Annotated in this window: 23 protein-coding genes, 3 tRNA genes and 1 riboswitch; of the genes, 14 read left to right on the plus strand and 12 right to left on the minus strand. The window is 64.3% G+C overall.

The window, feature by feature from the left end:
- Positions 1–15 precede the first annotated feature (15 nt).
- Positions 16–1188: an FMNH2-dependent alkanesulfonate monooxygenase gene (ssuD, locus tag ACJ8M3_RS02040; RefSeq protein ID WP_047574561.1), complete on the plus strand. Its 1173-nt coding sequence runs from the start codon at positions 16–18 to the stop codon at positions 1186–1188.
- The gene (locus ACJ8M3_RS02045; protein WP_089197210.1) at positions 1188–2567 is read left to right on the plus strand and encodes an FAD/NAD(P)-binding protein; all 1380 of its coding nucleotides are present in this window, start codon (positions 1188–1190) and stop codon (positions 2565–2567) included. The genes ssuD and ACJ8M3_RS02045 overlap by 1 nt, the downstream gene beginning before the upstream one ends.
- A gap of 28 nt (positions 2568–2595) precedes the next feature.
- Here ACJ8M3_RS02045 and ACJ8M3_RS02050 read toward each other — a convergent pair whose 3' ends face one another.
- On the minus strand, positions 2596–3231 hold the full coding sequence (locus tag ACJ8M3_RS02050; protein ID WP_033651832.1) for a flavodoxin family protein: 636 nt from the start codon (positions 3229–3231) through the stop codon (positions 2596–2598).
- Positions 3232–3346: 115 nt separating this feature from the next.
- On the opposite strand from ACJ8M3_RS02050, the gene ACJ8M3_RS02055 reads away from it, so the two are divergent.
- From ACJ8M3_RS02055 to ACJ8M3_RS02065, 3 genes are all read left to right on the plus strand, one after another.
- A complete protein-coding gene (locus tag ACJ8M3_RS02055; RefSeq protein WP_033643692.1) occupies positions 3347–4243 on the plus strand; it encodes a LysR substrate-binding domain-containing protein in 897 nt (298 codons plus the stop codon).
- Between the two features lie 69 nt (positions 4244–4312).
- Positions 4313–4900 (plus strand): nitroreductase family protein, encoded by a 588-nt coding sequence (locus ACJ8M3_RS02060; RefSeq protein ID WP_033643691.1) that lies wholly within the window; start codon positions 4313–4315, stop codon positions 4898–4900.
- A 130-nt stretch (positions 4901–5030) separates the two neighbouring features.
- A complete protein-coding gene (locus tag ACJ8M3_RS02065) occupies positions 5031–5324 on the plus strand; it encodes a DUF2623 family protein (protein ID WP_033643690.1) in 294 nt (97 codons plus the stop codon).
- A gap of 12 nt (positions 5325–5336) precedes the next feature.
- Here the strand turns inward: ACJ8M3_RS02065 and ACJ8M3_RS02070 are convergent, their stop codons facing one another.
- On the minus strand, positions 5337–5906 hold the full coding sequence (locus tag ACJ8M3_RS02070; RefSeq protein WP_033643689.1) for a helix-turn-helix domain-containing protein: 570 nt from the start codon (positions 5904–5906) through the stop codon (positions 5337–5339).
- A gap of 38 nt (positions 5907–5944) precedes the next feature.
- Here ACJ8M3_RS02070 and ACJ8M3_RS02075 point away from each other — a divergent pair, with 38 nt between their 5' ends.
- Both ACJ8M3_RS02075 and ACJ8M3_RS02080 read left to right on the plus strand, forming a co-directional pair.
- Positions 5945–6463, plus strand: a complete 519-nt coding sequence (locus ACJ8M3_RS02075; RefSeq protein WP_072627357.1) for a GNAT family N-acetyltransferase — start codon at positions 5945–5947, stop codon at positions 6461–6463.
- 17 nt (positions 6464–6480) lie between these two features.
- Positions 6481–6921: a DMT family transporter gene (locus tag ACJ8M3_RS02080; RefSeq protein WP_033643687.1), complete on the plus strand. Its 441-nt coding sequence runs from the start codon at positions 6481–6483 to the stop codon at positions 6919–6921.
- A 57-nt stretch (positions 6922–6978) separates the two neighbouring features.
- On the opposite strand, the gene ACJ8M3_RS02085 is transcribed toward ACJ8M3_RS02080, so the two are convergent.
- Positions 6979–7054: transfer RNA gene (locus tag ACJ8M3_RS02085), tRNA-Asn, on the minus strand.
- 328 nt (positions 7055–7382) lie between these two features.
- Between ACJ8M3_RS02085 and nac the strand changes: the two genes are divergently transcribed.
- Positions 7383–8306 carry a nitrogen assimilation transcriptional regulator NAC gene (nac, locus tag ACJ8M3_RS02090; RefSeq protein ID WP_033643686.1) on the plus strand — a complete coding sequence of 308 codons (924 nt, stop codon included), beginning with the start codon at positions 7383–7385 and terminating at the stop codon, positions 8304–8306.
- Positions 8307–8342: 36 nt separating this feature from the next.
- Here the strand turns inward: nac and ACJ8M3_RS02095 are convergent, their stop codons facing one another.
- Positions 8343–9806, minus strand: a complete 1464-nt coding sequence (locus ACJ8M3_RS02095) for an AMP nucleosidase (RefSeq protein WP_033643685.1) — start codon at positions 9804–9806, stop codon at positions 8343–8345.
- A gap of 139 nt (positions 9807–9945) precedes the next feature.
- Positions 9946–12249, minus strand: coding sequence for a phosphatidylglycerol--membrane-oligosaccharide glycerophosphotransferase (gene opgB / locus ACJ8M3_RS02100; protein WP_442514599.1), 2304 nt, complete (start codon positions 12247–12249; stop codon positions 9946–9948).
- Between the two features lie 285 nt (positions 12250–12534).
- Between opgB and ACJ8M3_RS02105 the strand changes: the two genes are divergently transcribed.
- Positions 12535–13275, plus strand: coding sequence for a transporter substrate-binding domain-containing protein (locus tag ACJ8M3_RS02105; protein WP_033651824.1), 741 nt, complete (start codon positions 12535–12537; stop codon positions 13273–13275).
- Here the strand turns inward: ACJ8M3_RS02105 and ACJ8M3_RS02110 are convergent, their stop codons facing one another.
- From ACJ8M3_RS02110 to ACJ8M3_RS02125, 4 genes are read right to left on the minus strand one after another with little or no spacing between them, the layout of a single operon-like run.
- Positions 13276–14211 (minus strand): ABC transporter substrate-binding protein, encoded by a 936-nt coding sequence (locus ACJ8M3_RS02110; RefSeq protein ID WP_089197207.1) that lies wholly within the window; start codon positions 14209–14211, stop codon positions 13276–13278.
- Between the two features lie 35 nt (positions 14212–14246).
- Positions 14247–15014 (minus strand): ABC transporter permease, encoded by a 768-nt coding sequence (locus ACJ8M3_RS02115; RefSeq protein WP_089197206.1) that lies wholly within the window; start codon positions 15012–15014, stop codon positions 14247–14249.
- Positions 15011–15751, minus strand: a complete 741-nt coding sequence (locus tag ACJ8M3_RS02120) for an ABC transporter ATP-binding protein (protein ID WP_046896467.1) — start codon at positions 15749–15751, stop codon at positions 15011–15013. Before ACJ8M3_RS02120 ends, ACJ8M3_RS02115 begins: the two co-directional genes overlap by 4 nt.
- Complete coding sequence (locus tag ACJ8M3_RS02125) at positions 15748–16431, minus strand: TenA family protein (RefSeq protein ID WP_089194926.1); 684 nt, start codon at positions 16429–16431, stop codon at positions 15748–15750. Before ACJ8M3_RS02125 ends, ACJ8M3_RS02120 begins: the two co-directional genes overlap by 4 nt.
- 62 nt (positions 16432–16493) lie before the next feature.
- Positions 16494–16596, minus strand: a riboswitch (TPP riboswitch).
- A 150-nt stretch (positions 16597–16746) separates the two neighbouring features.
- On the opposite strand from ACJ8M3_RS02125, the gene ACJ8M3_RS02130 reads away from it, so the two are divergent.
- The 4 genes from ACJ8M3_RS02130 to gap all read left to right on the plus strand — a co-directional run bounded on the left by ACJ8M3_RS02130 (position 16747) and on the right by gap (position 20705).
- Positions 16747–17769 carry an LLM class flavin-dependent oxidoreductase gene (locus ACJ8M3_RS02130; protein ID WP_042784962.1) on the plus strand — a complete coding sequence of 341 codons (1023 nt, stop codon included), beginning with the start codon at positions 16747–16749 and terminating at the stop codon, positions 17767–17769.
- 12 nt (positions 17770–17781) lie between these two features.
- The gene (locus ACJ8M3_RS02135; RefSeq protein ID WP_033651818.1) at positions 17782–18516 is read left to right on the plus strand and encodes an SDR family NAD(P)-dependent oxidoreductase; all 735 of its coding nucleotides are present in this window, start codon (positions 17782–17784) and stop codon (positions 18514–18516) included.
- A 126-nt stretch (positions 18517–18642) separates the two neighbouring features.
- Positions 18643–19617 carry a GlxA family transcriptional regulator gene (locus ACJ8M3_RS02140; RefSeq protein ID WP_033651909.1) on the plus strand — a complete coding sequence of 325 codons (975 nt, stop codon included), beginning with the start codon at positions 18643–18645 and terminating at the stop codon, positions 19615–19617.
- Positions 19618–19694: 77 nt separating this feature from the next.
- Positions 19695–20705, plus strand: a complete 1011-nt coding sequence (gene gap, locus ACJ8M3_RS02145) for a type I glyceraldehyde-3-phosphate dehydrogenase (protein WP_046896470.1) — start codon at positions 19695–19697, stop codon at positions 20703–20705.
- 54 nt (positions 20706–20759) lie between these two features.
- Here the strand turns inward: gap and ACJ8M3_RS02150 are convergent.
- Positions 20760–20835, minus strand: a tRNA-Asn gene (locus ACJ8M3_RS02150).
- A gap of 99 nt (positions 20836–20934) precedes the next feature.
- Entirely contained in the window at positions 20935–21735 is an 801-nt protein-coding gene (mtfA, locus tag ACJ8M3_RS02155; RefSeq protein WP_033643675.1) for a DgsA anti-repressor MtfA, read from the minus strand.
- Between the two features lie 92 nt (positions 21736–21827).
- Here mtfA and ACJ8M3_RS02160 point away from each other — a divergent pair.
- Positions 21828–21917, plus strand: a tRNA-Ser gene (locus ACJ8M3_RS02160).
- A 112-nt stretch (positions 21918–22029) separates the two neighbouring features.
- Here ACJ8M3_RS02160 and ACJ8M3_RS02165 read toward each other — a convergent pair.
- A complete protein-coding gene (locus ACJ8M3_RS02165) occupies positions 22030–23403 on the minus strand; it encodes an MFS transporter (RefSeq protein ID WP_046687396.1) in 1374 nt (457 codons plus the stop codon).
- Positions 23404–23605: the final 202 nt, after the last annotated feature.

The raw sequence follows: 23605 nt of genomic DNA on the forward strand, positions 1-23605 counted from the left end.
ATAGGAAAAGCATAAATGACTGAGTCAGCGAAAGAACGCATCAACGTTTTCTGGTTTCTGCCGACCCACGGCGATGGCCGCTATCTGGGCACGGCGCAGGGCGGGCGCCCGGTAGACTTGCCTTACTTGCAGCAAGTGGCGCTGGCCGCCGATAACCTCGGCTATTACGGCGTGCTGATCCCAACCGGTAAAAGCTGCGAGGATTCCTGGTTGGTGGCGGCGGCGCTGGCACCGCTCACCCGTCGGTTGCGCTATCTGGTGGCGGTGCGCCCCGGCCTGCAGCCGCCGAGCCTGGCGGCGCGCATGGCCGCGACGCTGGACCGGTTGTCGGACGGGCGCCTGCTGATCAACGTGGTGACCGGCGGCGATCCGGTGGAAAACAAAGGGGATGGCATCTTCCTCAGCCATGCCGAACGCTACGAGGTGACACAGGAATTTCTCACGGTGTATCAACGGCTGCTGCAAGGGGAGAAGGTGGATTTCAGCGGTAAGCATATTCGCGTCGAAGGCGCCGAATTGCTGTTCCCGCCGGTACAGGAAAACGGCCCGCCGCTCTATTTCGGCGGCTCCTCGCCGGAAGCGATCGACATCGCCGCCGGGCAGATCGACACCTACCTGACCTGGGGCGAGCCGCTGGCTCAGGTGGCGGAAAAGCTGGCGGCGGTGCGCCAGTGCGCCGAGCGGCAGGGACGTAAACTCAGCTACGGCATTCGTCTGCACGTTATCGTGCGCGAAACCGAAGACGAAGCCTGGGCGGCGGCCGAGCGCCTGATCGCGCATCTGGATGACGACACCATCGCGGCGGCGCAGCAGATCTTTGCGCGCATGGACTCCACCGGCCAGCGCCGCATGAGCGAGCTGCATGGCGGCTCGCGCGAGAGTCTGCGCATCGGCCCCAACCTGTGGGCCGGCGTCGGCCTGGTGCGCGGCGGCGCCGGCACCGCGTTGGTGGGCAATCCGCAGCAGGTGGCGGCGCGCATACGCGAGTATCAGGCGCTGGGCATCGACAATTTCATCCTTTCCGGCTATCCGCATCTGGAAGAGGCCCACCGCTTCGCCGAACTGGTGATGCCGCTGTTGCCGCTGGCGCAGCCGGCCCATCAGACGGCCCGCACGATCAATACCGGCCCGTTCGGCGAAACCATCGGCGGCGATCGTCGTCCCGGCCCGGCGCAGCGGGAGGGCTGATGGCGAAGCGTGCCCATATTATCGTTATCGGCGGCGGTTTCACCGGCGCGGCGCTGGCGATCCAGCTGGCGCGCGGAGCGGTGGATGTCACGGTGATCGAACCGCGCGCGGCGCCGGGCTATGGCGTGGCCTACTCGACCACTGAACCGACCCACCGCATCAACGTCCCGGCCGATCGGATGCAGCTGGCGGATGAGCCGGCGGGGGATTTTGACCGCTGGTATCGCCTGGGCGGCGGATTGGCGGCCGATCCGCAGGCGTTGTGGCGCGACGGTAAAGCCTATCCGCAGCGCGGCGCCTTCGGCCGCTATGTCGAGGAACGTTTCCATCAGGCGGCGCAGTCGGGCCGGGCCCGCTTGCGGCACCTGCGCGATCGGGCGCTGCACCTGCAGCCGCAGGCGCAGGGCGCGACCGTCATCACCGCCGGCGGCGAACGGCTGTGGGGCGACTATGTGGTGTTGGCGACCAGTCATCCGCCGCCCGCGCTGCCGCGGCAGATCGCCCCGGAGCTGGCGCGCGATGCGCGTCTGATCGCCAATCCCTGGGCGGCGGAGGCGCTGGACGAAGTTGAACCCGGTGAGGCGTTGGCGATCGTCGGCACTGGGCTGACGATGGCCGATACGGTGGCGGCGTTGCACCGCCGCGGGCATCGCGGGCCGATTACCGCCTTCTCTCGTCACGGCCTGCTGCCGCGCCCCAATGCCGAAGGGGAGTACCCGACATGGTCGTTTTCCCCGTCCGCCGGACTGCGCGATGGGGTGCGGCAGGTGCGCCTTGAGGTGGCGCGCGCCGCTCGGCAACGGGTGCCGTGGCAGGCGGTGTTAGACGCGGTGCGCGCCCAGGGGCAGCGCCTGTGGCAAGCGTTGACGCCGACCGAACAGCAGCGCTTTCTGCGGCATTTGCGCGCCTATTGGGACGTGCATCGCTATCGCCTTGCGCCGCAGGTGAGCACGCTGCTGTCGGAGCAACAGGCGGCGGGCACGCTGCAGGTATTGGCCGCTCGTTTGCGTCGAGCGGAGCGAACGCCGCAGGGCGTAAGGTTGACGATTCTGCCGCGCCAAGGCGCAGAGCGGGCGCTGCAGGCGCAGCGGCTGCTGATCACCACGGGCCCGGCCCATGCCGGCCTGATCGCCGCCAGCCCCTTGCTCCGTTCACTGGCGGAGCAGGGGGCGCTGCGCGCCGATCCGCTGGGGCTGGGGCTGTGGGTCAATGCCGACAGCCAGGCGATCGGCGGCGACGGCCTGGCCAACCCGCGCCTGCTGGTGGCCGGCCCGGCGGCGCGCGGCCGCTTCGGCGAACTGATGGGGCTGCCGCAGGTGGCGGAACACGCCGAAAGCGTCGCGCGTCATCTGCTGGCGGCGATCGCCGCCGGAGGGTGACAGTGCGATTTACCGGCAGACTCAAGCGTCAGTCCGCCCACACCTGCGTGCTGCGCGGGCTGTCCATCTGATAATCCGAGTAGGGGCGGGTGAAGAACTCGCGCCCCAACTCGCGGGCGGCCCGCAGCGGGTTGCGCGGATCGCGGGCGATCTCGCCGCGTTGGTTGCCGGCGCCGTGCACCAGCCCAACGAAGGCGGAATGGGTGTAGCGGCTGAACTCCTGGATCTGATGCACGATGCCCAGCGCCGCGCCGGGGTAGGTCTCTTCCGACGCCACCGCCAGCCCGATGCGCTTGCCGCTCATGCGTTGGTGCACGTCCGCCGCCTGAGGGTAGGCATTGGAATAGAAGCTGAACGAGCGATCGAAAAAGGCCTTGGTTTGCGCCGACATGCCGTACCAGTAAATCGGCGTGCAAAACACCGCGCCGTCGGCCGGCAGGAAGTGCTCCAGGAACAGCTCGGCGTAGCGATCGGCCGGCGGCGGCGTATGGCGTTCATCGCTCAGAAAACCGCTCAGGTAATCGTCGAGAAAATGCAGGCTGGCGAGGGTGCCGGCTTCGGCGGCGCCCGCCATGATCGCCTGTGCCAGCGTGGCGCTGTTGCCGTCGCGGCGCGGGCTGCCGACCAGCACCGCCAAACGCTTGGGTTGATGAGTTGCATTCATGTCATATTCCTCTGTGTGAAATGAATTCAGCCTTACTCTAGAAACAAACCCCGGCGGGCGACAAATGACGGCTTTTCTGCCAGGATGAATTCAACTCACCTGGAGAGGCTTCGCCATGTTCGCCACGCTGCCCGTCAACGCATTACGCACCTTCGAATCCGCCGCTCGCCTGCGCAGCTTCAAGCTGGCGGCGGCCGAACTGGCGGTGACGCCGACGGCGATATCACACCAGATCAAAGCGCTGGAGCAGCAGTTGGGGTTTGCGCTGTTCGAGCGGGTGCCGCGCGGCGTGCGGCTGACACCGAAGGGGGAAACGCTGTTTGCCGGGGTGCACGGCGCGCTGCTGGACGTCGCCGCCACGCTCGAAGGCCTGCGGCCGCAGCCCAGCGCAGGATCGCTGTGCGTTTCGGTGACGCACTCGTTCGCGGCGCTGTGGCTGGTGCCGCGCCTGGGGCGCTTCTATCAGGCGTATCCGCACTATCTGGTGCGCCTGGAGGCCTGCGCCGAGGTGATCGATCTGCAGCAAGACGCCAGCGTGGACGTGGCGGTGCGCTACAGCCGCGCGCACTATCCCGCGCTGCATCAGGCGGCGCGGCTGGAGGAAAGCTTTGGCGTCTACGCCGCGCCGGGGCTGGCCGCCGCCGAGCCGGAAAATCCGGTGCTGATCACCGTCAAGTGGGGGGATTCGGCGCTGTACGACAGCGGCTGGCATGACTGGTGCCGGGCCGCCGGGGTCGATTGGTGGCGGCGCCATGCGGCGATGCGCAGCTATCACGAGGAGCATTACGCCCTGCAGGCGGCGGTGGCCGGGCAAGGGTGGGTGCTCGCCAGTTCGGTGATGGTGTCCGAGATGGTGGACAACGGCCTGCTGGCGGCGTACCGGCCCGAGGTGCGCGTACCGGGCGCCGCATACAGCGTGCTGTGCGCGCCGGGGCGCGAGCGGCATCCGCCGGTCAGGGCGTTTCTGGCCTGGCTGCAGCAGGAATTGCCGCAGGACAATGGCACGAAATAAAAGTTTTACCGTCCTAAGCTGTGGGAATATCAGCGAACTTTTGTTTTTACTTCACTGCGAGAACCTATCATGAGCCAGCCAAGAATCTCCGATTACCCGATTGATGCGCAATTTATCGAGCGCTGGTCGCCGCGCGCGATGACCAACGACGCCATCGACGATCAAACGCTGCTGAGCTTCTTTGAAGCGGCGCGCTGGTCGCCTTCGGCCTACAACATTCAGCCGTGGCGCTTTGCCTACAGCAAGCACGGCTCCGACAGCTGGGAGAACTACCTGGAGTTCCTGATCGATTTCAACCGCGGCTGGGCGCAACACGCTTCGGCGCTGGTGGTGATCGTCTCCAAAACCACCAGCCTGAACGGCGAGCGGCTGGTGGACAACCCGACCCACGCGTTCGACACCGGCGCCGCCTGGGCCAACCTGGCGCATCAGGCGCACCTGAAAGGCTGGCTGACCCACTGCATGAGCGGCATTCACCACGACAAGATTAAGGCGGCGCTGCAGCTGCCGGACGACTATGCGGTGCACGCCATGGTGGCGATCGGCAAACCGGGCGACAAATCCCGCCTGCCGGATTTCCTGCAGGAGAAAGAAGCGCCGTCGGGCCGCCTGCCGCTGGGCAACACCGTCAGCGAAGGGCTGAATTTCACGCTGTGATCGCGCGTTCTCGCCGAGGCCCGCTTGGCGGGCCTTTTTTATGCGGCGAGTAAAACTTAGGGAGTATGTTCGCGTTCGCCCATTCGCTGTATATTTTGTTATATAGCGATCGCGTGATAAGGAGGAACCGATGGGGGATCATTTTGGCAAAGGGCTGTTGGCGGGATTAAAAGCGGACAACCTGAAACCCGAGGCGGAGCTGTCGCGCTTTTGCTCCGACTACAAGCGCGGTTTCGTGCTCGGCTATGCGCACCATTTGGCGCAGCGCTGCGGCGACGAGAACCGGGCGGCGTTCGAGGCCGGGCAGCTCAGCCGCGCCTATGGGCTTGGCAGCGAGCCGATGAGCGAGTTCTTCTCCGGCGGCGACAGCCGGTTGGCGGAGAAGTTTTTCCGCGCCGGCTATAACCGCCCGGCGCAGGGTTAGGGCAGACGGCCGTCAGGCGGCGCTCAGCACTGCCACCATATACACGCACGGTTGGTCGCTCTGATTTTCAAATCGGCAGTCCGCTGGCGGGCCGAGCTCCAGGCAGTCTCCCTCGGCCATCTCATGGCGCGCGTCACCCTCGATAAAGACCAGTGCGCCGGATAAGACCCAGATCAGCTGACGTTTGAACGCGTACACCGAAGCCGGCATCGGGATCGCCGCGCCGGCCGGCAGTTCGATGCGCACCAGATCGAGCGGCAAATCGGTGCGGGGCGACACGTGGCGCCGCACGTAACCGCTCTCGGGATCGACCCAGACCGGCTGATCTTCCCGGCGCAGCAGCCGGCCTTCCTGCGTTTCCGCTCGGGCGATCAGCTTGGACATGCTGAGGCCGAACGCGCCCGCCAGTCTGCCCAACAGCATCGCCGTCGGGCTGCTCTCGCCGCGTTCGATCTTATGAACCATCGCCCGTGAGACGCCAGCCCGTTCGGCCAAATCGGACAGCGACCAGTGGCGCGCTTCGCGTTCAATGCGAATGCGTGCGCCGATCAGCTGATTTAGATTGTCTAATTTAATATTCATATCGTAGTATTATAGTGGACAATTGGCCGGGGTAAACCATGATTATACGAAATGCGACGTTCAACGATAGCGCGGCGATTGCCGCTATCTATAACGACGCGGTGTTGAACAGCACCGCCATCTGGAATGAACAAACCGTGGATGCGGCCAACCGCGCGGCGTGGATCGGCGAACGGCAGGCGGCGGGTTACCCGGTGCTGGTGGCGGTGAACGCCGAGGACGAGGCGATCGGCTACGCGTCGTTCGGCGACTGGCGCGCCTGGGACGGTTATCGCCACACCGTGGAACATTCGGTGTATGTCCATCAGGCGCATCGCGGCGCAGGGATTGGCAAGGCGCTGCTGCTGGCGCTGATCGCACGGGCGCGGGAAATCGGCAAACATGTGATGGTGGCCGGCATCGAATCCGGCAATCAGGCCTCGATTAAGCTGCATCTGGCGCTGGGATTCCGCGACGTGGGGCGCATGGAACAGGTGGGCGCCAAATTCGGCCAATGGTTGGATCTGACGTTCCTGCAACTGAGGCTCGACGAACGGGCGACGCCGCCCGCGCGCTGATCCCGGGAGACAGGGCGATGAATATGCTGTTACTGCTGATTGCGGCGGGGATGGGGCTGGTGGTGCAGAATCTGCTGATGGTGCGCATCACCGAAAGCGTCTCGACCATCCTTATCACGCTGGTGATCAACTCCAGCGTCGGTTTGTTGCTGCTGGTGGGGTTGCTGCTGGCCAAAAACGGCCTCGGCGCGGTGACGGAAGTGACCGGCGCCGCCAGGTGGTGGATGCTGCTGCCGGGGCTGCTGGGATCGCTGTTCGTGTTCGCCGGCATCCTGGGCTACCAAAAACTGGGCGCGGCGGCCACCATCTCGATCCTGGTCGCCAGCCAGCTGTGCATGGGGCTGTTGGTGGACGTCTACCGCGCCGGCCCGGCGGCGCTGCGCGAGAATCTGCCGGCGCTGTTCGGCGCCTTGTTGCTGGTGGCGGGCGCCTATCTGGTGGCGAAACGCAGCTTTTGACGGCGGCTGAAAGGCAAAAAGCCCGCTCGGGTTTCCCTGAGCGGGCTTCTCTAAATATGGCTCCTCTGACTGGACTCGAACCAGTGACATACGGATTAACAGTCCGCCGTTCTACCGACTGAACTACAGAGGAATCGTGTGAACGGGGCGAATAATAGCGGGGCGGTTGCGGCTTGTAAAGCGCGAAAACGCCCGGCGCGCGCGTTTGCTGCAAGATTGCCCAACCTGCTGCTTTTTCTCGCTTTTATCGCTTATCCCGCGCGCAGCGCCGCCGGATTGCCCGCTGAGGCGGCGCCGTTGCCTGCCGGTGGTGCAACGCGTGCCCTGCGTTGTGGCGCGTCTCGCCCGATAATCGGCCATTTGCCGCCGTTTTTGGCCTTTTGACGACTCTGGCCTGGATCTTGCTGCGGTTGCATGACCGGATTTCGGCATTCTCAATTTAGCGGCTCGCTGGAGGCACTATGAATCTCAGACGTCTGAAGTACTTCGTGAAAATCGTCGATGTCGGCAGCCTGACCCAGGCGGCGGAGGTGTTGCATATCGCCCAGCCGGCGCTCAGCCAGCAGTTGGCGACGCTGGAGGGGGAGCTGAAGCAACAGCTGCTGATCCGCACCAAGCGCGGGGTGCAGCCGACCGAGGCCGGCAACATTCTGTATGCCCACGCGCAAACCATTTTGCGCCAGTGCGAGCAGGCGCAGAGCGCGGTCAACAGCGCCGGGCAGGCGATGAGCGGCCAGGTGTCTCTCGGGTTGGCGTCGGGGAGCACCGCGGCGCAGCTGGCGCTGCCGCTGCTGCAAACCTTGCGCGATCAGCAGCCGGGCATTTTGCTCAGCCTGCATGAAAACAGCGGCGCGGCGCTGGCCGGACAGGTGGCCAACCAGACGCTGGACATGGCGATGGTCTACGGCGCCAAAATGCCCGCCGGTCTGCACACCGTCGCGCTGATGCGAGAGGATCTCTATCTGGTGGCGACGCGCGCGGTGCCGCATCCCGGCAACAGCGTCGAGCTGCTGGACGTGGCGCGGCTGAACCTGTTCCTGCCGCGCGAGGGGGATGCGGTGCGCAACCAACTGGAGGAGGCGATGGCGCTGCGCAAGCTGGCTGTCAACGTGGTGGGGGAGATTGAATCCTCGGGTGCGCTGAGCGCCGCGATCGCCGGCGGGTTGGGGGCGACCGTATTGCCGGAGTCGGTGGCGCGCGCGATGATCGGCCCGGCCAAGGCCTGGATGGCGCGCATCAATGCGCCGACGATGTCGGTGCCGCTGTCGCTGTGCATGTCGGGCCAACAGTCGCTGTCCGCCCCGGCGCTGCTGGTGAAAGACCTGCTGCTGTCGATCGCCGGTGGCCGCAGCCAGGAGAAGCGCGCGCTGGCGCTGGTGCGTTGAGGAAAAAACGGCCCGCCGCAGCGGGCCTGAGCACCGTTATCGGAACGGCGGTTCGTTGAAGGTGCGCAGCTTGCGCGAGTGCAGGCGATCGCCCTCGGCGCGCAACAGATCGATGGCGCAGATGCCGATCTGCAGGTGCTCGGAGATTGCCCCTTCATAGAAGCGGTTGGCCTGGCCCGGCAGTTTTATTTCACCGTGCAGCGGTTTGTCGGAGACGCACAGCAGCGTGCCGTACGGCACCCGGAAGCGGTAACCCTGAGCGGCGATGGTGGCGCTCTCCATGTCGACCGCCACCGCGCGGCTGAGGTTGAAGCGGCGCGCCGAAGCGGAGTAACGCAGCTCCCAGTTGCGATCGTCGGTGGTGACCACGGTGCCGGTGCGCAAACGCTGTTTGACCTCTTCACCGGGCATGCCGCTGACCATCTTGGTGGCGTCGTACAGAGCTCGCTGCACCTCGGCGATGCTCGGGATCGGGATATCCGGCGGCAGCACCGCATCCAGCACGTGATCGTCGCGCAGATAGGCGTGGGCCAGCACGTAATCGCCGATCTTCTGGCTTTCGCGCAGGCCGCCGCAGTGGCCGATCATCAGCCAGGCGCTCGGGCGCAGCACCGCCAGGTGATCGCAGATGGTTTTGGCGTTGGACGGGCCGACGCCGATGTTGATCAGCGTGATCCCTTGGCCGGTGCGCGAGATCAGGTGATAGGCCGGCATCTGGTGGTTTTTCCACGCCAGATCGGACACCGCCTGTTCGGGCGCGCTGGTTTCCGGCGTGATGTAGGTACCGCCGGCGCTGGAGAGCGCGATGTACGGGCTGGCCGGATCGGCGATCTGCGCGCAGGCCCAGCGCACGAACTCGTCCACATAGCGGGTGTAGTTGGTGAACAGCACGAACGGCTGGAAATGCTCCACCGGGGTGCCGGTGTAGTGCCGCAGACGCGCCAGCGAGAAATCCGCGCGCAGCGCATCGAAATGCGACAGCGGGAAATGGTTGTCGGTGGTGTGATACAGGCCGTCGGCGGTCTCGTCACCGATCTGCGCCAGCTCGGTGGTGGGGAAATGCTGCGCGATACCGGCGCTCATTGAGCGATCGAGCGCCAGGCTGGAGCCGTCGATCACATAAGGGAACGGGATCTCCTGCTGCGACGGCGCCACTTCGATATGGGCGGCGTAGTCGTGTTCCAGCATCGCCAGCTGTTCGGCCAGATAGTGGCGGAACAGCTGCGGCCGGGTCACGGTGGTGCTGTAGCTGCCGGGATGGGTAAAGCGGCCGAAGGCGCGGGTTTTGTTCGGGCCGGACTGCTGCCCGTCCCAGCTGACGCGCAGCTCGGGATACACGAACAGCCCGGCGGCGCGCGCCTGCGGGTCCGGCAGGGTGCCGTGGCTGATAAAGTCACTGACCGCCTGCCGCAGCGCGTCTACCGCGGCGTCATACAAGGCTTCCAGTTGATCGAGTGCCTGATCGGCGCTGAGGCCGCTGCGAGGTGGGGCATAGCTCATACTTTCTCCTTCGATGTCCCGGCTCTGGGGCGGGATTGGCGGCGTTTCACCGTCACAGGTTAGCCGAAGCAGGGCGTAAAAGCTTGGTCGAAATGACGGGCACGGCAAAGAAATTACCGCGCCCGTGAAGGCGGGGGGATCAGGAGGCGGGAGCGGCCGCTTCGACCTTCAGCGATACCAGGCCGATGCCCAGCTTCTTCGGCGTGAAGCCGCCGCTGGCGCTCTCTTTCGGCTCGGTCGGTGCCGGCGGGGTAATGCTGATCTTCTGCGCGCCACGCGGGTTGTCGAAACGCAGGGTGACGGTGCTGTCCTGCTCGCCGAGCGACACGAAGCGCTCTTCGTCGCCGACGCGCACCGAAATCGGTTCGCCGACGTTGTTGCCGTAGGCGCGGGCGCGCAGCACCAGATCGAAGCTTTTCGGCAGCGGATCGACATAATCGATGTCGACCGCCGGCGCCAGGTTGGCGTCGGACCAGCGGCCCCACTCCTCGACGGCGGAGACGCCGGTAATGGCTTTCACCTGTTCCGGCATGCCGGGCAGCATGAACTCGATGGCGTCCGCCCGGTACTTCATCGCCGCGTCGTCCACCTGCAGGCGGGCGACGGCGTTTTGGTAATCGGCGACGCTGTCCGCCGCCGGGCCGGTAAAGTTCACCTTGCCGCGGAAGCGCTCGCCGCTGGCCTGCACGATCTGCGGCGGCGAGGCCAGGGTGCCGGAGGCCACGCAGATGTCGGTGCTCAGCGCCAGCTGCGGCGCCCAGACCCGGCCGATCTCGTAGCATTTATCGACCCAGACGAATTTCTCCCCCGCCCCCAGCCCGGCCAGCTGCTTGCGCAGCGGGGTGGAGAGGTAGACGTTGAACATCGGTTCGATGCGGTTGTCGCCCACCTGCAGGATGAACGGCACCTTGTAGGTGACGCCGGAGAAGCTGAAGCTGCGCTGGCGCGTGTCCACGCTGTAGTCGCTGATGCGGTTCGGCAGGCCCCACTGATTGATCACCGCCGGTTTCCAGCCGTTGATTTTCTCTTCGATATTCAGGAACACCGTAGACAGCGACGGCGCCGACAGGCTGCTGCGGCCGAGGCCGATATAGTTGTCACCGCCCATCACGTCCAGCACCGTGGCGCCGTTATCCAGCGTGCTGCGTTTCTCGTTGCGCTGCTCCGCCTGCGGCCGGGTGCCGTCGATGATAAAGAACAGGTTGCGGCGCTTCTGTTTGGTCAGGATGTCGTAGGCGGTGTTGTTCATCGCCAGATGATCGGAGGACACCACGATCACGGTGTTGCTGAAATAGGGCGAGCGTTTGATTTTGTCGATCAGCGCGGCGATGTGTTGCTGGCTGCAGGCCACCGCGCTCAGCGAGCGGTTTTCCTTGTTCTGCCAGGCGTAGCTTTTCTTGCTGCAGCCGGCGGAGATAAAACCGTCCGGGTGATGGGTATCGACGGTCAGGGTAAACAGCGAGAACGGCTGGCGCTGTTTGGACAGCTCGACAAACTTGCCGTACACCACGTCCAGCACGCTGTCGTCGTACCAGCCCCAGTCGTTTTTGTAGCTCGGATCGGCGATCTGATCGCGCAGCTCTTTGAAACCGTAAACGTGGTCGAAGCCGTGGGATTTCAGGAAGGTGTCTTTACCGGCGAACGCCAGCTCGGCGCCCTGATAGAAAGAGTTGCTGTAGCCGGCGGCCTTCAGCACGTCGCCCAGGCAGACGTTCTCCGGGTAGAAGGTGGAGACCGCGCTGGAGGCGTTGCCGTCGAAGGGCGCGAACAGCGGAATGCCGCACTGTGAGGCGACCATGCCGGCGATGGTGTAACCGGTGCCCGGCAATTGCTGGGTGTTGCTGAAATCGATGCTGTCTGCGCGCAGGGCGTTCAGCTCGTCGGCCAGGCCGGGAAACAGCTCGGTATCGAAGTAGGTGCGCTCCAGGCTCTCGGCATAGATGTACACCAGATTCGGCCGTTTGCCCTGCACGGTCTTTTTCGGCGCGTTGTAGTAGGTGGTGAAATCGGCGGTATCGCCGACGATCTGGCTCTTGACCAGCAGCGAGATGTCCTGAAACGCCGGGGTGGTGCCGACCGAGAACAGCGCCAGCAGCACGGCGACGAGGCTGTAGGCCACGCTGCTGCCTTTGGCCTTGCGGCGCAGCAGGCTGCGGGCCAGCACCGCGAAGATAAGCCCCAGCGCCGCCAGCAGGCCGATGAACGGCAGCACGTATTTGCTGATGCCCGCGCCTTTGAGGCTGCTGGTGACGGTGTAGATCACCGCATCGGTGATGCCGTCGCCGGTGAAGTAGTTGCTGGCGATCAGAATGACGTTCAGCACCAGATAGCTGCCGAGCAGCGTTAGCAGAATGGCGAACCACCAGCGGTTGGCGGCGGCCCGGGTGCGATAAATCAAGATCGACGCCAAAAAAAGAACAAACGAAACGACTGCGAGAACCATCCGCCAAACCTTGTCTGATTGGAAAAAAACGTTGCTGCCCTGGTCTGCGCCGCCGACCGTGCCGCAGCGCGAAAAGTGAAGGGTATAGCCTATTGTCGGCGGCGGAACAACGCGCGATGTCCCGCTCCGGCCGACGGTCGGCGGCTATTGTACATTTTTATGACAATAGTGTGACGTTAATCACGTCGGCGGCGGCCGCGGCGGCGAAATCTTGCTGGTCGGAGCTTTCGCTCTACGCTTAATGAGCGCCACGACGGCGCGTCCATCAGCCATTCAGGAGGAAGTATGCAGACGATTTCCGCAGCGGTACTCGACGATCTGGCCCCGCAAGGCGTGTTGCGCGCGGCGATCAATCTCGGCAATCCGGTGCTGGCGCAGGCCGGGCCCGGCGGTAAACCGCAAGGCGCTTCGGTGGAGCTGGCCGCCGCGCTGGCTCGCGAACTGGACGTGGCGCTGGAGCTGGTGACCTATGACGCGGCCGGCAAGGTGTTCGCCGACCTGGACAGCGGCGCCTGGAATCTGGCGTTTATGGCCATCGAGCCGGTGCGCGCGGCGCAAATTGCGTTCAGCGAACCCTACGTGATCATTGAGGGGACTTACCTGGTGGCGAACGACGCGCCTTACTTTGAGGTGGCGCAGCTCGACAGGCCGGAGGTGCGCATTGCGGTCGGCCAGGGCGCTGCGTACGATCTGTTTTTGTCGCGCACGCTGCAGCAGGCGCAGCTGGTGCGGGCGGCTACTTCCGCCGAGGCGATCGCGCTGTTTTTCGAACGCGGGCTGGAGGCGGCGGCCGGCGTGCGTCAACCGCTGCTGGCCGCCGCGGCCGCCCATCCCGGCTACCGAGTGCTGGATGGGCATTTCACCGCCATTCGCCAGGCGATGGCGGTGCCGAGGCAAAAAACGCAGGGCGCCGCCTACGTGAACGCGTTTATCGAACGCTGCAAGGCCAACGGGCTGGTGAAGGCGGCCTTGCAGCGCAGCGGCCAGGGCGAGGTGACGGTGGCGCCGCCGGCCGCCTCGGCGTGATCAGTCGAGCTCCACCGCATACTGGTCTACCGGGGTGATTTTCTTGATCAGCTTGTTGTCGAACAGGAACTGTTCGTAAGCCTCATAGCGGGCCCGATCCAACTTGGCCGGATCGCGCGCGAACAGCGGCAGGCTGGCTTGCCACGCCTGTTTGTTCAGCTCGGTATTCAGCTCCGGGTGCGCCTTGGCGAACGCCAGCCAGGTGTCCTGCGGGTGCGCATGCAGGTAGTCGCTGCCTTGCTTCAGCGCGGCGAGGAATTTGCGGATTTTCGGCTCGTTCACCGCATCGCGGTTGGCGACGATGATCAGCTCGTCGTAGGCCGGCACGCCGTAGTCTTCGACGTTGAACACCACCGGCTTTTTGCCCTGCAGCTTCAGCTCCAGCGCTTCGATATTGCGGTAGCCGCCGATCACCGCATCGACCTGGCCCGCCAGCAGGGCGCTGGTCAGCTGGAAGTTGACGTTGATGAGCTTGATGTCCTGCGGCTTGAGGTGCTCGTGCTCGACCATGGTGGCCAGCGTCGCCTGTTCGATGCCGCTGACCGAGTAGCCCACCGTTTTGCCCTTGAGATCCGCCGGCGACGTGATGCTTTTATCCAGCGCGATCACCGTATTCAGCGGCGTGTTGATCAGCGTGCCGACGCGCATCAGCGGCAGGCCCTGATCGGCGAAGAAATGCAGCTGCGGCTGATAGGTGATGGCGAGGTCGGCCTGTTTGGCGGCCACCAGCCGCGGCGGCAGCGCCGGATCGGACGGCGGCACGATCTTGACGTCCAGCCCTGCGGCCTTGAAGGCGCCGATCTGCTCGGCCACCATAATCGGCGCGTGATCGGGGTTGATGTACCAGTCGAGCACCAGCGTCAGCTTTTCGGCCGCGCCGGCCTGGCCGGTGATGGCGGCGCCCAGCAGCAGCCCGCAGAGGGTTTGTTTGATCATGGTCGTTCCTTTATCCCTGGTTATGATTGCAATCATCAGTCGTTTTCCGGCGCCCAGGCGATCAGGCGCCGCAGCAGCGCATCCACCGCGGCCCACAGCAGCACGGTCATCAGCACCAAAATAAACAGCGCGGCGAAGCAGACGTCGGTCTGCATGCGCGCGTTGGCGTTCAGCATCACGTAGCCCAGCCCTTCGGCCGAGCCGACCCATTCGCCGATGATGGCGCCGATCGGCGCGACGGCGGCGGCCATGCGCAGGCCGGAGCCGAAGGCCGGCAGCGCCGCCATCAGCCGCACGTGCCGCAGCTGCGCCCAGCGCGAAGCGCGCATCGTGCGCGCCAGATCGAGATAGTCGTTGTTGACCCGGCGCAGCCCGTCGAAAAAGGCCGACACCACCGGGAAGAAAATCACCAGCACCGCCATCGCCACCTTGGCGCTCATGCCGAAGCCGAACCACAGCACCAGCAATGGGGCCAGGGCGAACACCGGTATCGCCTGGCTGGTGAGCACCAGCGGCATCAGCCAGCGCTGCAGGCGCGGCGAGAAGATCATGCACAGCGCCAGCGCCGCGCCGAGCAAGACGCCCAGCGCCAGCCCGCTGACGATCTCCGAAGCGGTGACCAGCGTGTGCCAGGCGAGATAGCCGCGTCCGTCCCACAGCGCCTGCGCCACCGCGCCCGGCATGGGCAGCAGAAAGGCCGGAATGCCGCTTTGCGCCGCCAGCCACCACAGCAGCAGCAGGCCGATGAAGACCGTCAACCCACGCCGCAGGCGGGTGAAGCCGCGCTCTTTGGCGATATTCATTGCGCTGCCCTCACCATTTGCAGCAGCAGCTCGGCCTGGCTTTTCAGCAGGTCGGCGTCATCCGGCGCGCGCGGCGGTTGCCCGCTGATGCGGTGGGTATCGTCGAGGCCCAGCGGCCAGGGCGACAGCACCAGCAGCCGGTGGCTCAGGCGGCAAGCCTCCATCGGATCGTGAGTGATAAGCAGCACGGTATTTTGCGCCAGCAGCTCGGCGGCCAGGCTCTGGATCTCGGCGCGGGTAATGGCGTCCAGCGCGGAAAAGGGTTCGTCCATCAGCACGATTGGCTGGCGTTCGTAGAGCGTGCGGGCGATGGCGGCGCGCTGGCGCATGCCGCCGGACAGCGCGGCGGGCAGGCTGCGGCTATGCGCGGCCAGGCCTACGCGCTCGAGCAGGTGCGCGGTCCACGCCCGATCCGGCGCTTCGCCGCGCAGCCGCGAGCCGAGGGCGACATTGTCTTCGACGCTCAGCCACGGGTAGAGCAGGTCTTTTTGCCCCATGTAGGCGATGCGCCCGGCGATCGGCAGGCCGTCGCTGCCGCTCACCGTACCCGAGCTGGCCTGCGCCAGCCCGGCGATGATCTTCAGCAGGCTGGTTTTGCCGGCGCCGCTGGCGCCGAGCAGGGAGACGAAGCTGCCGCCGGCGATGTCGAAGCTCAGCCGCTCAAAGATCGTCTGTTGACCGAAGCGCAGAGTGAGATCCCGCACCTGGATGCCGGGCGGGAGGCGCGGGGAGATCATGAGGCGTTCAGCCCCATTTGCCAAAATGCCGCTTCCAGCTGGGTGGCGGTGGTGAAAATCTGCGCCAGCTCGGTAAAGCGGCTTTGTGCGCCGCGCTGGTGGCCGACGGTTTCCAGCAGTTCGATGGCGGCGTGCACGCCGGCCAGATAGCCCTCGTCGCCGTAGTTGCGGATCCAGGAGGCGTAAGGATTGCCCTCCATTTGGGTGGCGGGATCGTGCAGCAGCCGCAGGCCGATTTCGGCATAACCGGCCACGCAGGGCAGCAGGCCGGCCAGCAGATCGAGGGCGTCGCCGGCATGGCCGATGTCCAGCACGTAGCGGGTGTAGTTCATGGTTTCCGCCGCCTCCGGCTGGGCGGCGATCTGCGCTTCGCTCAGCCCCCATTCGGCGCAGTAGGCCACGTGCAGCGGCAGCTCGGCGACGATGCCGTTGAGCGAAGCGGTGGCGGCGCGCATTTCCGGCAGGGTGCGCAGCTTGCTGACCAGCAGCGCGTAGGCGCGGGCGAAGTGCAGCAGGAACAGGTAGTCTTGGGTCAGGTAACGGCGAAAAGCGCGTTCAGGCAAGGTGCCGGCGGCCAACTGCTGCAGAAACGGGTGATCGACGTAATTTTGCCAGTGGCTGCCGGCCTGTTGGCGCAGCCGGCCGTAAAGACCGCTTTCGAACAGGGTGGTGATGGACATGGGACCTCCTTGAGTCAGTGGAGATCCGGGCACGCTGAGGTATGAACAGGCAACGGGTGATCGCGCGGTTGCCTAACCGTCCCTTCGCTGGCATGACCCAGATCAGGTTCAAAGGGTTCGGCTTGCGCCATCTCAGCCCGTAACAGGACACCCCTCGGAGCTGCCTGTTATACGACATTTGTTTTTTGATTACAATCGCCGGGCGGCGCGGCGGCAATCGGTTCGTTTAGTGCGATCGGGGGCGATTTTGCTGGCGCAAGGCGCGCGATTTTTGTCACTGTAGGCCGATGATTTTGCCTTTGAGGACGATGCCCGATGAAAAAGATTGGTTTTCTCTCGTTTGGCCACTGGACGCCTTCCGCCCAGTCCGGCACCCGTTCCGCAGCGGATGCGCTGCTGCAGTCCATCGATCTGGCGGTTGCCGCCGAAGATCTGGGGGCGGACGGCGCCTATTTTCGCGTGCACCACTTCGCGCGTCAGCTGGGATCGCCGTTCCCGCTGCTGGCCGCCATCGGCGCCAAAACCCAACGTATCGAGATCGGCACCGGCGTGATCGACATGCGCTATGAAAACCCGCTGTACATGGTGGAAGACGCCGGCGCGGCGGATCTGATCGCCGGCGGGCGGCTGCAGCTCGGCATCAGCCGCGGCTCGCCGGAGCAGGTCATCGACGGCTGGCGCTATTTCGGCTATGCCCCGGCCGACGGCGAAACCGACGCGGACATGGCCCGCCGCCATACCGAAGTGTTCCTGGAAGCGCTGCGCGGCGAAGGGTTCGCTGAACCCAATCCGCAGCCGATGTTCCCGAATCCGCCCGGGCTGCTGCGGCCGGAGCCGTTTTCCGCCGGGCTGCGCGACCGCATCTGGTGGGGCGCCGGTTCGAACGCCACCGCCGTCTGGGCGGCGAAGCTGGGCATGAACCTGCAAAGCTCGACGCTCAAGAACGACGAAACCGGCGAACCCTTCCATATCCAGCAGGCCAAGCAGATCCGCGCCTATCGCGCGGCCTGGCAAGAGGCGGGCCATGCGCGCGAGCCGCGGGTTTCCGTCAGCCGCAGCATCTTCGCGCTGGTGGATCAGCGGGATCGCAACTACTTCGGCGGCAGCGGTAAGGAAGGCGACCAACTGGGGTATATCGATGCGCAAACCCGGGCGATCTTTGGCCGCAGTTACGCCGCAGAACCTGACGCGCTGATCGAACAGCTGGCGCAGGACGAGGCCATCGCCGAAGCGGATACGTTGCTGCTGACCGTGCCTAATCAGCTGGGCGTGGATTACAATGCGCACGTCATCGAATCGATTTTAACCCATGTCGCGCCGGCGCTCGGCTGGCGCTAAACGGAGGATGGCATGTCACGCATTTTCATTACCGGTTCGGTGGACGGGCTGGGCCGCGCCGCCGCGCAAACGCTGTTGGACGAAGGGCATCAGGTGATTCTGCATGCGCGCGCACCCGGCCGTCTGGACGCGGTGCGCGATCTGCTGGATCGCGGTGCACAGGCGGCGATCGGCGATTTGTCCGATGTGCAGCAGACTCGGCAGCTTGCCGAGCAGGTCAATCGCCTCGGCCGTCCGGACGCGGTGATCCACAACGCCGGCATGTTCACCGGGCCGCAGGTGATGCCGGTGAACGTCATAGCGCCCTACCTGCTGACGGCCCTGATCGAACGTCCCAAGCGTATCGTCTACCTGAGCAGCAGTATGCACTTTGACGGCGTGGCGGAGCTGAACGGCGTAGATTGGCTTGGCGGCGCCGCCGGTTCTTATTCGGACAGCAAGCTGTTCGTCACCACGCTGGCCGCCGCCGTGGCGCGCCTGTGGCCCGACGTCATCAGCAGCGCGGTCGATCCCGGCTGGGTGCCGACCAAAATGGGCGGCGCGGACGCGCCCGACGATCTGGCGCTGGGGCATGTGACGCAGGCATGGCTGGTGAGCAGCGATGAACCTCAGGCCCTGGCGTCCGGCGGCTATTGGCATCATCAGCAGCGGTTCGAGCCTCACGCGGCGGTACACGACGAGGCGTTTCAAACGGCGCTGCTGGCGCAATTGGCGCGCGCCGGCGGGGTGACTCTGCCACAGATTTAAATGACTATTCCTTCCAGGCCCGTCGGGGTTATCGGCGGGCTTTTTTATGCCCGCAGGGTGAACCGGCGGCGCTTTTCTTATACAGTGGCTTCCTGACCTGTTTTGACCGTTCTCTCTATTATCGCCATGCACACATTCCTGATTATCGTCCCTGAAGGGGGCATGCTGTTCGAAGCGGCGGGCATCGCCGATATCCTGATGCAGGCTAATCGCCTGAGTGCCGCCGAGACGCCGCTGTATCAGATCGCGGTCGCCACTACGCAATCTCACCGAGTGGTGCACGGCCTGTCAGGCCTGAGCCTGCTGGCCGACCATCGCCTGGCGGATCTCGATCCGTTCCTGCCGCGCGATACCGTGATCGTCGCCGGCAAAGGGGCGAGCGAAGAAGAGGGCGCCCTGGTGGCGGATTGGCTGCGCCGCGCGGCGCCGCAGACGCGCCGTATCGCCTCCGTTTGCGGCGGCGCACTGTTGCTGGCCGAAGCCGGGTTGCTGGACGGACGGCGGGCGACCACCCACTGGCGACTGGCGGAAACGCTGCAGGCGCGTTTCCCGCAGGTGCAGGTCGAAAACGGCCCGATCTACGTGCAGGACGGGCCGATTTGGACCTCCGGCGGCGTCAGCTCCGGCTTCGACCTGACGCTGGCGCTGGTGGAGGACGACTACGGCTTCGTGCAGGCGCGTGAAGTGGCGCAGGATCTGGTGATGTTTCTGCGCCGCCCCGGCGGGCAGGCGCAGTTCAGCCGCTACCCGCTCAACCAGGCCAAATCGCCGGGCCCGATCCGCGACCTGCAGTCCTGGATCCTGGAGAATCTCGCCGACGATCTCAGCGTTGAACGGTTGGCCGAACGCGTGGCGATGAGCCCGCGCAACTTTACCCGCGTGTTCACCCGCGAGACGGGCATTTCTCCCGCCAAATTCGTCGAAGAAGGGCGGTTGCATACCGCCAGACAGCGCCTGGAGCAGAGTGCGCAAGGCATCGAACAGATCGCCCTGGCCACCGGCTTTGGCAACGGCCTTAACCTGCGGCGGGTGTTTGAGCGAAAACTGCAGCTGACCCCGAGCGAATACCGCGAACGCTTTCATGCGCGCAATTTGGCGTAAATTGATCGGTAAACGTCATTTACGCCGCTTCGAGGCAGGGCTAGAGTTGAGGCAAAGCCCAAAACGAGGAGTGCATCATGGTGAGAGTAGGCATTAATGGATTCGGCAGGATCGGACGCAACGTGCTGCGCGCGGCGCTGGGGCGCAGCGATTTTGAAGTGGTGGCGATCAACGATCTGACCGACAGCAAGACGCTGGCGCACCTGCTGAAATACGACACGCTTTCCGGCACCCTGGCCGCCAGGGTCGAAGCCGGCGACAACCAGCTGCTGCTGGACGGCCGGCCGATTCAGGTGTTTTCGCAGCGCGATCCCGCCGAGATCCCCTGGCACAGCGTGGGCGTGGACGTGGTGATCGAAGCGACGGGCTTCTTTACCGACAAGGCCAAGGCGGAAGTGCACATCACGCACGGCGGCGCCAAGCGGGTGATTATCTCGGCGCCGGCCAAGAACGATGACATCACGCTGGTGATGGGGGTTAACGATCACCTCTACGATCCGGCGCTGCATAAGGTGGTCAGCAACGGCAGCTGCACCACCAACGGGCTGGCGCCCGCCGCACAGGTGCTGCATCAGGCGTTCGGCATCGAATACGGGCTGATGAACACCACTCACGCCTATACCAACAGCCAGGCGCTGCACGATCAGCCGGAAAAAGATCTGCGTGGCGCGCGGGCGGCGGCGGAGTCTATCGTGCCTTACTCCAGCGGTGCGGCCAAGGCGCTCGGCAAGGTGATCCCCGAGCTGGACGGCCGCCTGACCGGTTATTCACTGCGGGTGCCGGTGCCGGTGGTTTCCATCGTCGATCTGACGGTGACGCTGAAACGCCCGGCGACGGCGGAGGAGATCAACGCGGCGTTCCGCGCGGCGGCGGCGTCCGGCCCGCTGAAAGGGATCCTGGGGTACAGCGATGAGCCGCTGGTGTCGAGCGACTACCGGGGCGATGCGCGCTCGTCGATTATCGACGGTTTGTCTACGCTGGTGATCGGCGGCAATCTGGTGAAGGTGCTCGCCTGGTATGACAACGAATGGGGCTTCTCCAATCGGTTGGTCGATCTGGCGCTGCTGATGGAAAAGCGCGGGCTGTAAACGCCCAACAGCAAAAAGCCCGCTTAAGTTGCCTTAAGCGGGCTTTTCTAAATATGGCTCCTCTGACTGGACTCGAACCAGTGACATACGGATTAACAGTCCGCCGTTCTACCGACTGAACTACAGAGGAATCGTGTGAACGGGGCGCATCATATCCAGCTGCCCCAGGTGTGTCAACGCTAAATTGCCCCAGGCGGTGCGACTGCTCGGTATCTGAGCAATAAGCCCGTCAATCAGCCCATTGCGCGTCGTTTTCTGCCTGGGCGCGCAGCAGGCGCGCCAGCGGATCCTGGCGGTAGAAGCGGCAAAAGTGCTGATACAGCGCCGGGAAGCGTTCGGCCAGCAGCTCGGGGGCGCTGAAGAAGTACTCCGACAGCACGGCGAAGCACTCGGCCGCATCGGTGGCGGCGTAGGCATCCATGCTGGCGGCCTCTTCGCCGACCATGTCGATCTCGTCCTGCAGGCTTTCCATCGCGGCGTGCAGATCATGTTCCCAGGCGGCCACCTCGCGCAGCGGGATCGGCGGCACGCCGGTGGCGACGCCGCCGTTGCGCATATCCAGCTTGTGTACCGCTTCGTGGATCACCAGATTAAAACCGGAAAGGTCGAAAGAGTCCTGCACGTCTTGCCAGTTGAGCACGATCGGCCCCTGTTCCCAGCTTTGGCCGGACTGCACCACCGGCCCCGAGTGCACCAGGCCGATCTCGTCCTGCCATTCGTCTTCCACCACGAAGGGGGTGGGGTAGAGCAGAATTTCGTTGAAGCCGTCGAGGCACTCCGCGCCCAGCTCCAGCACAGGCAAGGCGAACAGCAGGGCGATGCGCGCCTGCATCTGCGAGGTGAGCTGCAGCCCCTGCAGCGGCACGATGCGCTTTTGCTGCAAAATCTGCCCGGCGACGGCCACCAGCCGCTGCCGCTCTTGCTCATTCAGCGGCGAGAGCAGCGGGATCGCCAGCGCGTCCCGCCACTGTGCCTGGGTATCCGCCTCGGGGTGAGAAGGTTGAGTCGCTTTCCACGGCCATTTAATCATCAGGTTGCTCGTAAAGTCGTCACTTGAACGTTCAGCGGTATGCTAATGCTGTAAAAATGCCGTAAAAGCGGGCATGATAGCAAGCGTTGTCAGGAGAGATGCCGGAGCGGCTGAACGGACCAGTCTCGAAAACTGGAGTAGGGGCAACTCTACCGGGGGTTCAAATCCCCCTCTCTCCGCCATTATTCAATCACTTACGAAAAAATCTTTCAACGATCCCCATCACAGTTAAAGCGCCCCGGCCCTGCAGGCCGACACGCCTTCCCCTTTGTTCTCGATTATTTCCCGACGCAATCAAACATCATTCGAACGCGCATCCAGATAGGCGGCATATTGATGCTCTGTCGCTTGACGCGCCTGATGACGCCGTTTAGCGACGATCATCGCCACCGTCAGCAGGGCGGGCAGCGCCAGGACGGCGAAAATGGTGCTGAAGCTCCAACCGAGCGCCAGCATTTCAGCCCCGGCCAGCGCGCTTAAGATAGCGCCCAAACGGCCGATGCCGTGCATCCAGCTGGAGCCGGTGGCTCGCGCTTCGGTGGGGTAAAAGCTGGCCGACAACGCGTTCATGCCGGTGTTGGCGCCCCCGATGCAGAACCCGATGGCCATCGCGCAGCCGCCCATCAGGAGGGGGTAACCCATCGCCATCCCCATCAGCAGAGTGAACAGCGCCCCCAACCCATAAATCGACGCCAACGCGCGATGCGGTTCGGATCTGTCCATCAACCACCCGGAAAATAGCGATCCTAATGTCCCGCCCGCCTGAAACAGCGCGGTGATGACCGCCGCTTGCGCGATGTTGAAACCGCTGTCTTTAATCAGCAGCGGCAGCCAACTGCCTAAGGTGTAGTACAGAAACAGCGCGCTAAAATACGCGCCCCACAGCATTAAACTGCCGAAGCGGTACCGTGCGCTTACCACCAGTTTAACCGGATGAGTGCAGACCTGGCCCGGCGGGGGCAGAACGACGGTAGAATGTCGAAAATCGCGATCGGGCGCCAGTTTCGCCAGAATGCGCTGAATGCCGCCCTGATCTGCCCGTTTCGCCACCAGGAAACACACCGATTCGGGTAACGCCGCCATCAGCACGGGCGCGAACAGCAGGGGCAAGATCCCGCCGAGCAGCAGCACGGCATGCCAGCCGAAGCGCGGCATCAGCCAGGACGCGGCGAATCCGCCCAAGGCGGCGCCAAAGGTGAAGCCGCAGAAAACCACGGTAATCAAGAAAGCGCGGCGTCGGGCGGGCGCGAACTCCGCCACCAGGGTGCCGACATTCGGCATGGCGGCGCCGAGCCCCAATCCGGTGAGCAGGCGAAATAACATCATCTGCTCCATATTTTGAGAAAACGCCGTCACCAGCGTCCAAACGCCAAAAAAGAATACGCTGTTGATGATGACGACTTTGCGGCCGAATCTGTCTGACAATGGCCCGGATAGCATCGCGCCCAGCGACAGGCCAATCAGCGCCGCGCTGATCACCAGCCCCAGTTCGCGGTTAGTGATTTGCCAATCCGCCTTAAGCTCTGGCGCAATAAATCCCATGATAACGATATCGAATCCATCCAGAGCAATGATGCAAAAGCCGAGCAGCACGATCATCTTTTGCCATTTGCCTAACGGGCGGTCGTCGATCAGCGCCCGAACATTGATTGCGTTGTTTCCCGACATGGAGGTGCCCCCGGTGCAGTAGTTGAGTGTCATCACTATAAGCAGCCCCTGGGTGGACGTTAAACGGCGATAATCGAAAAAATGTGCGTTTATCGGACAATTGAGCCGGCGGTGAATGACGAGGCAGTGTTAACTTTATGTTATGAAAAGGGATTGCCGTGAGAATGGCGGCGCCGGAGGCCACTGAGAGTGTGAGCGCGAT

Origin of the sequence: Serratia sp. CY55921, from assembly GCF_052167655.1 — a bacterium.
In the GTDB taxonomy this organism is placed as follows: domain Bacteria; phylum Pseudomonadota; class Gammaproteobacteria; order Enterobacterales; family Enterobacteriaceae; genus Serratia; species Serratia ureilytica.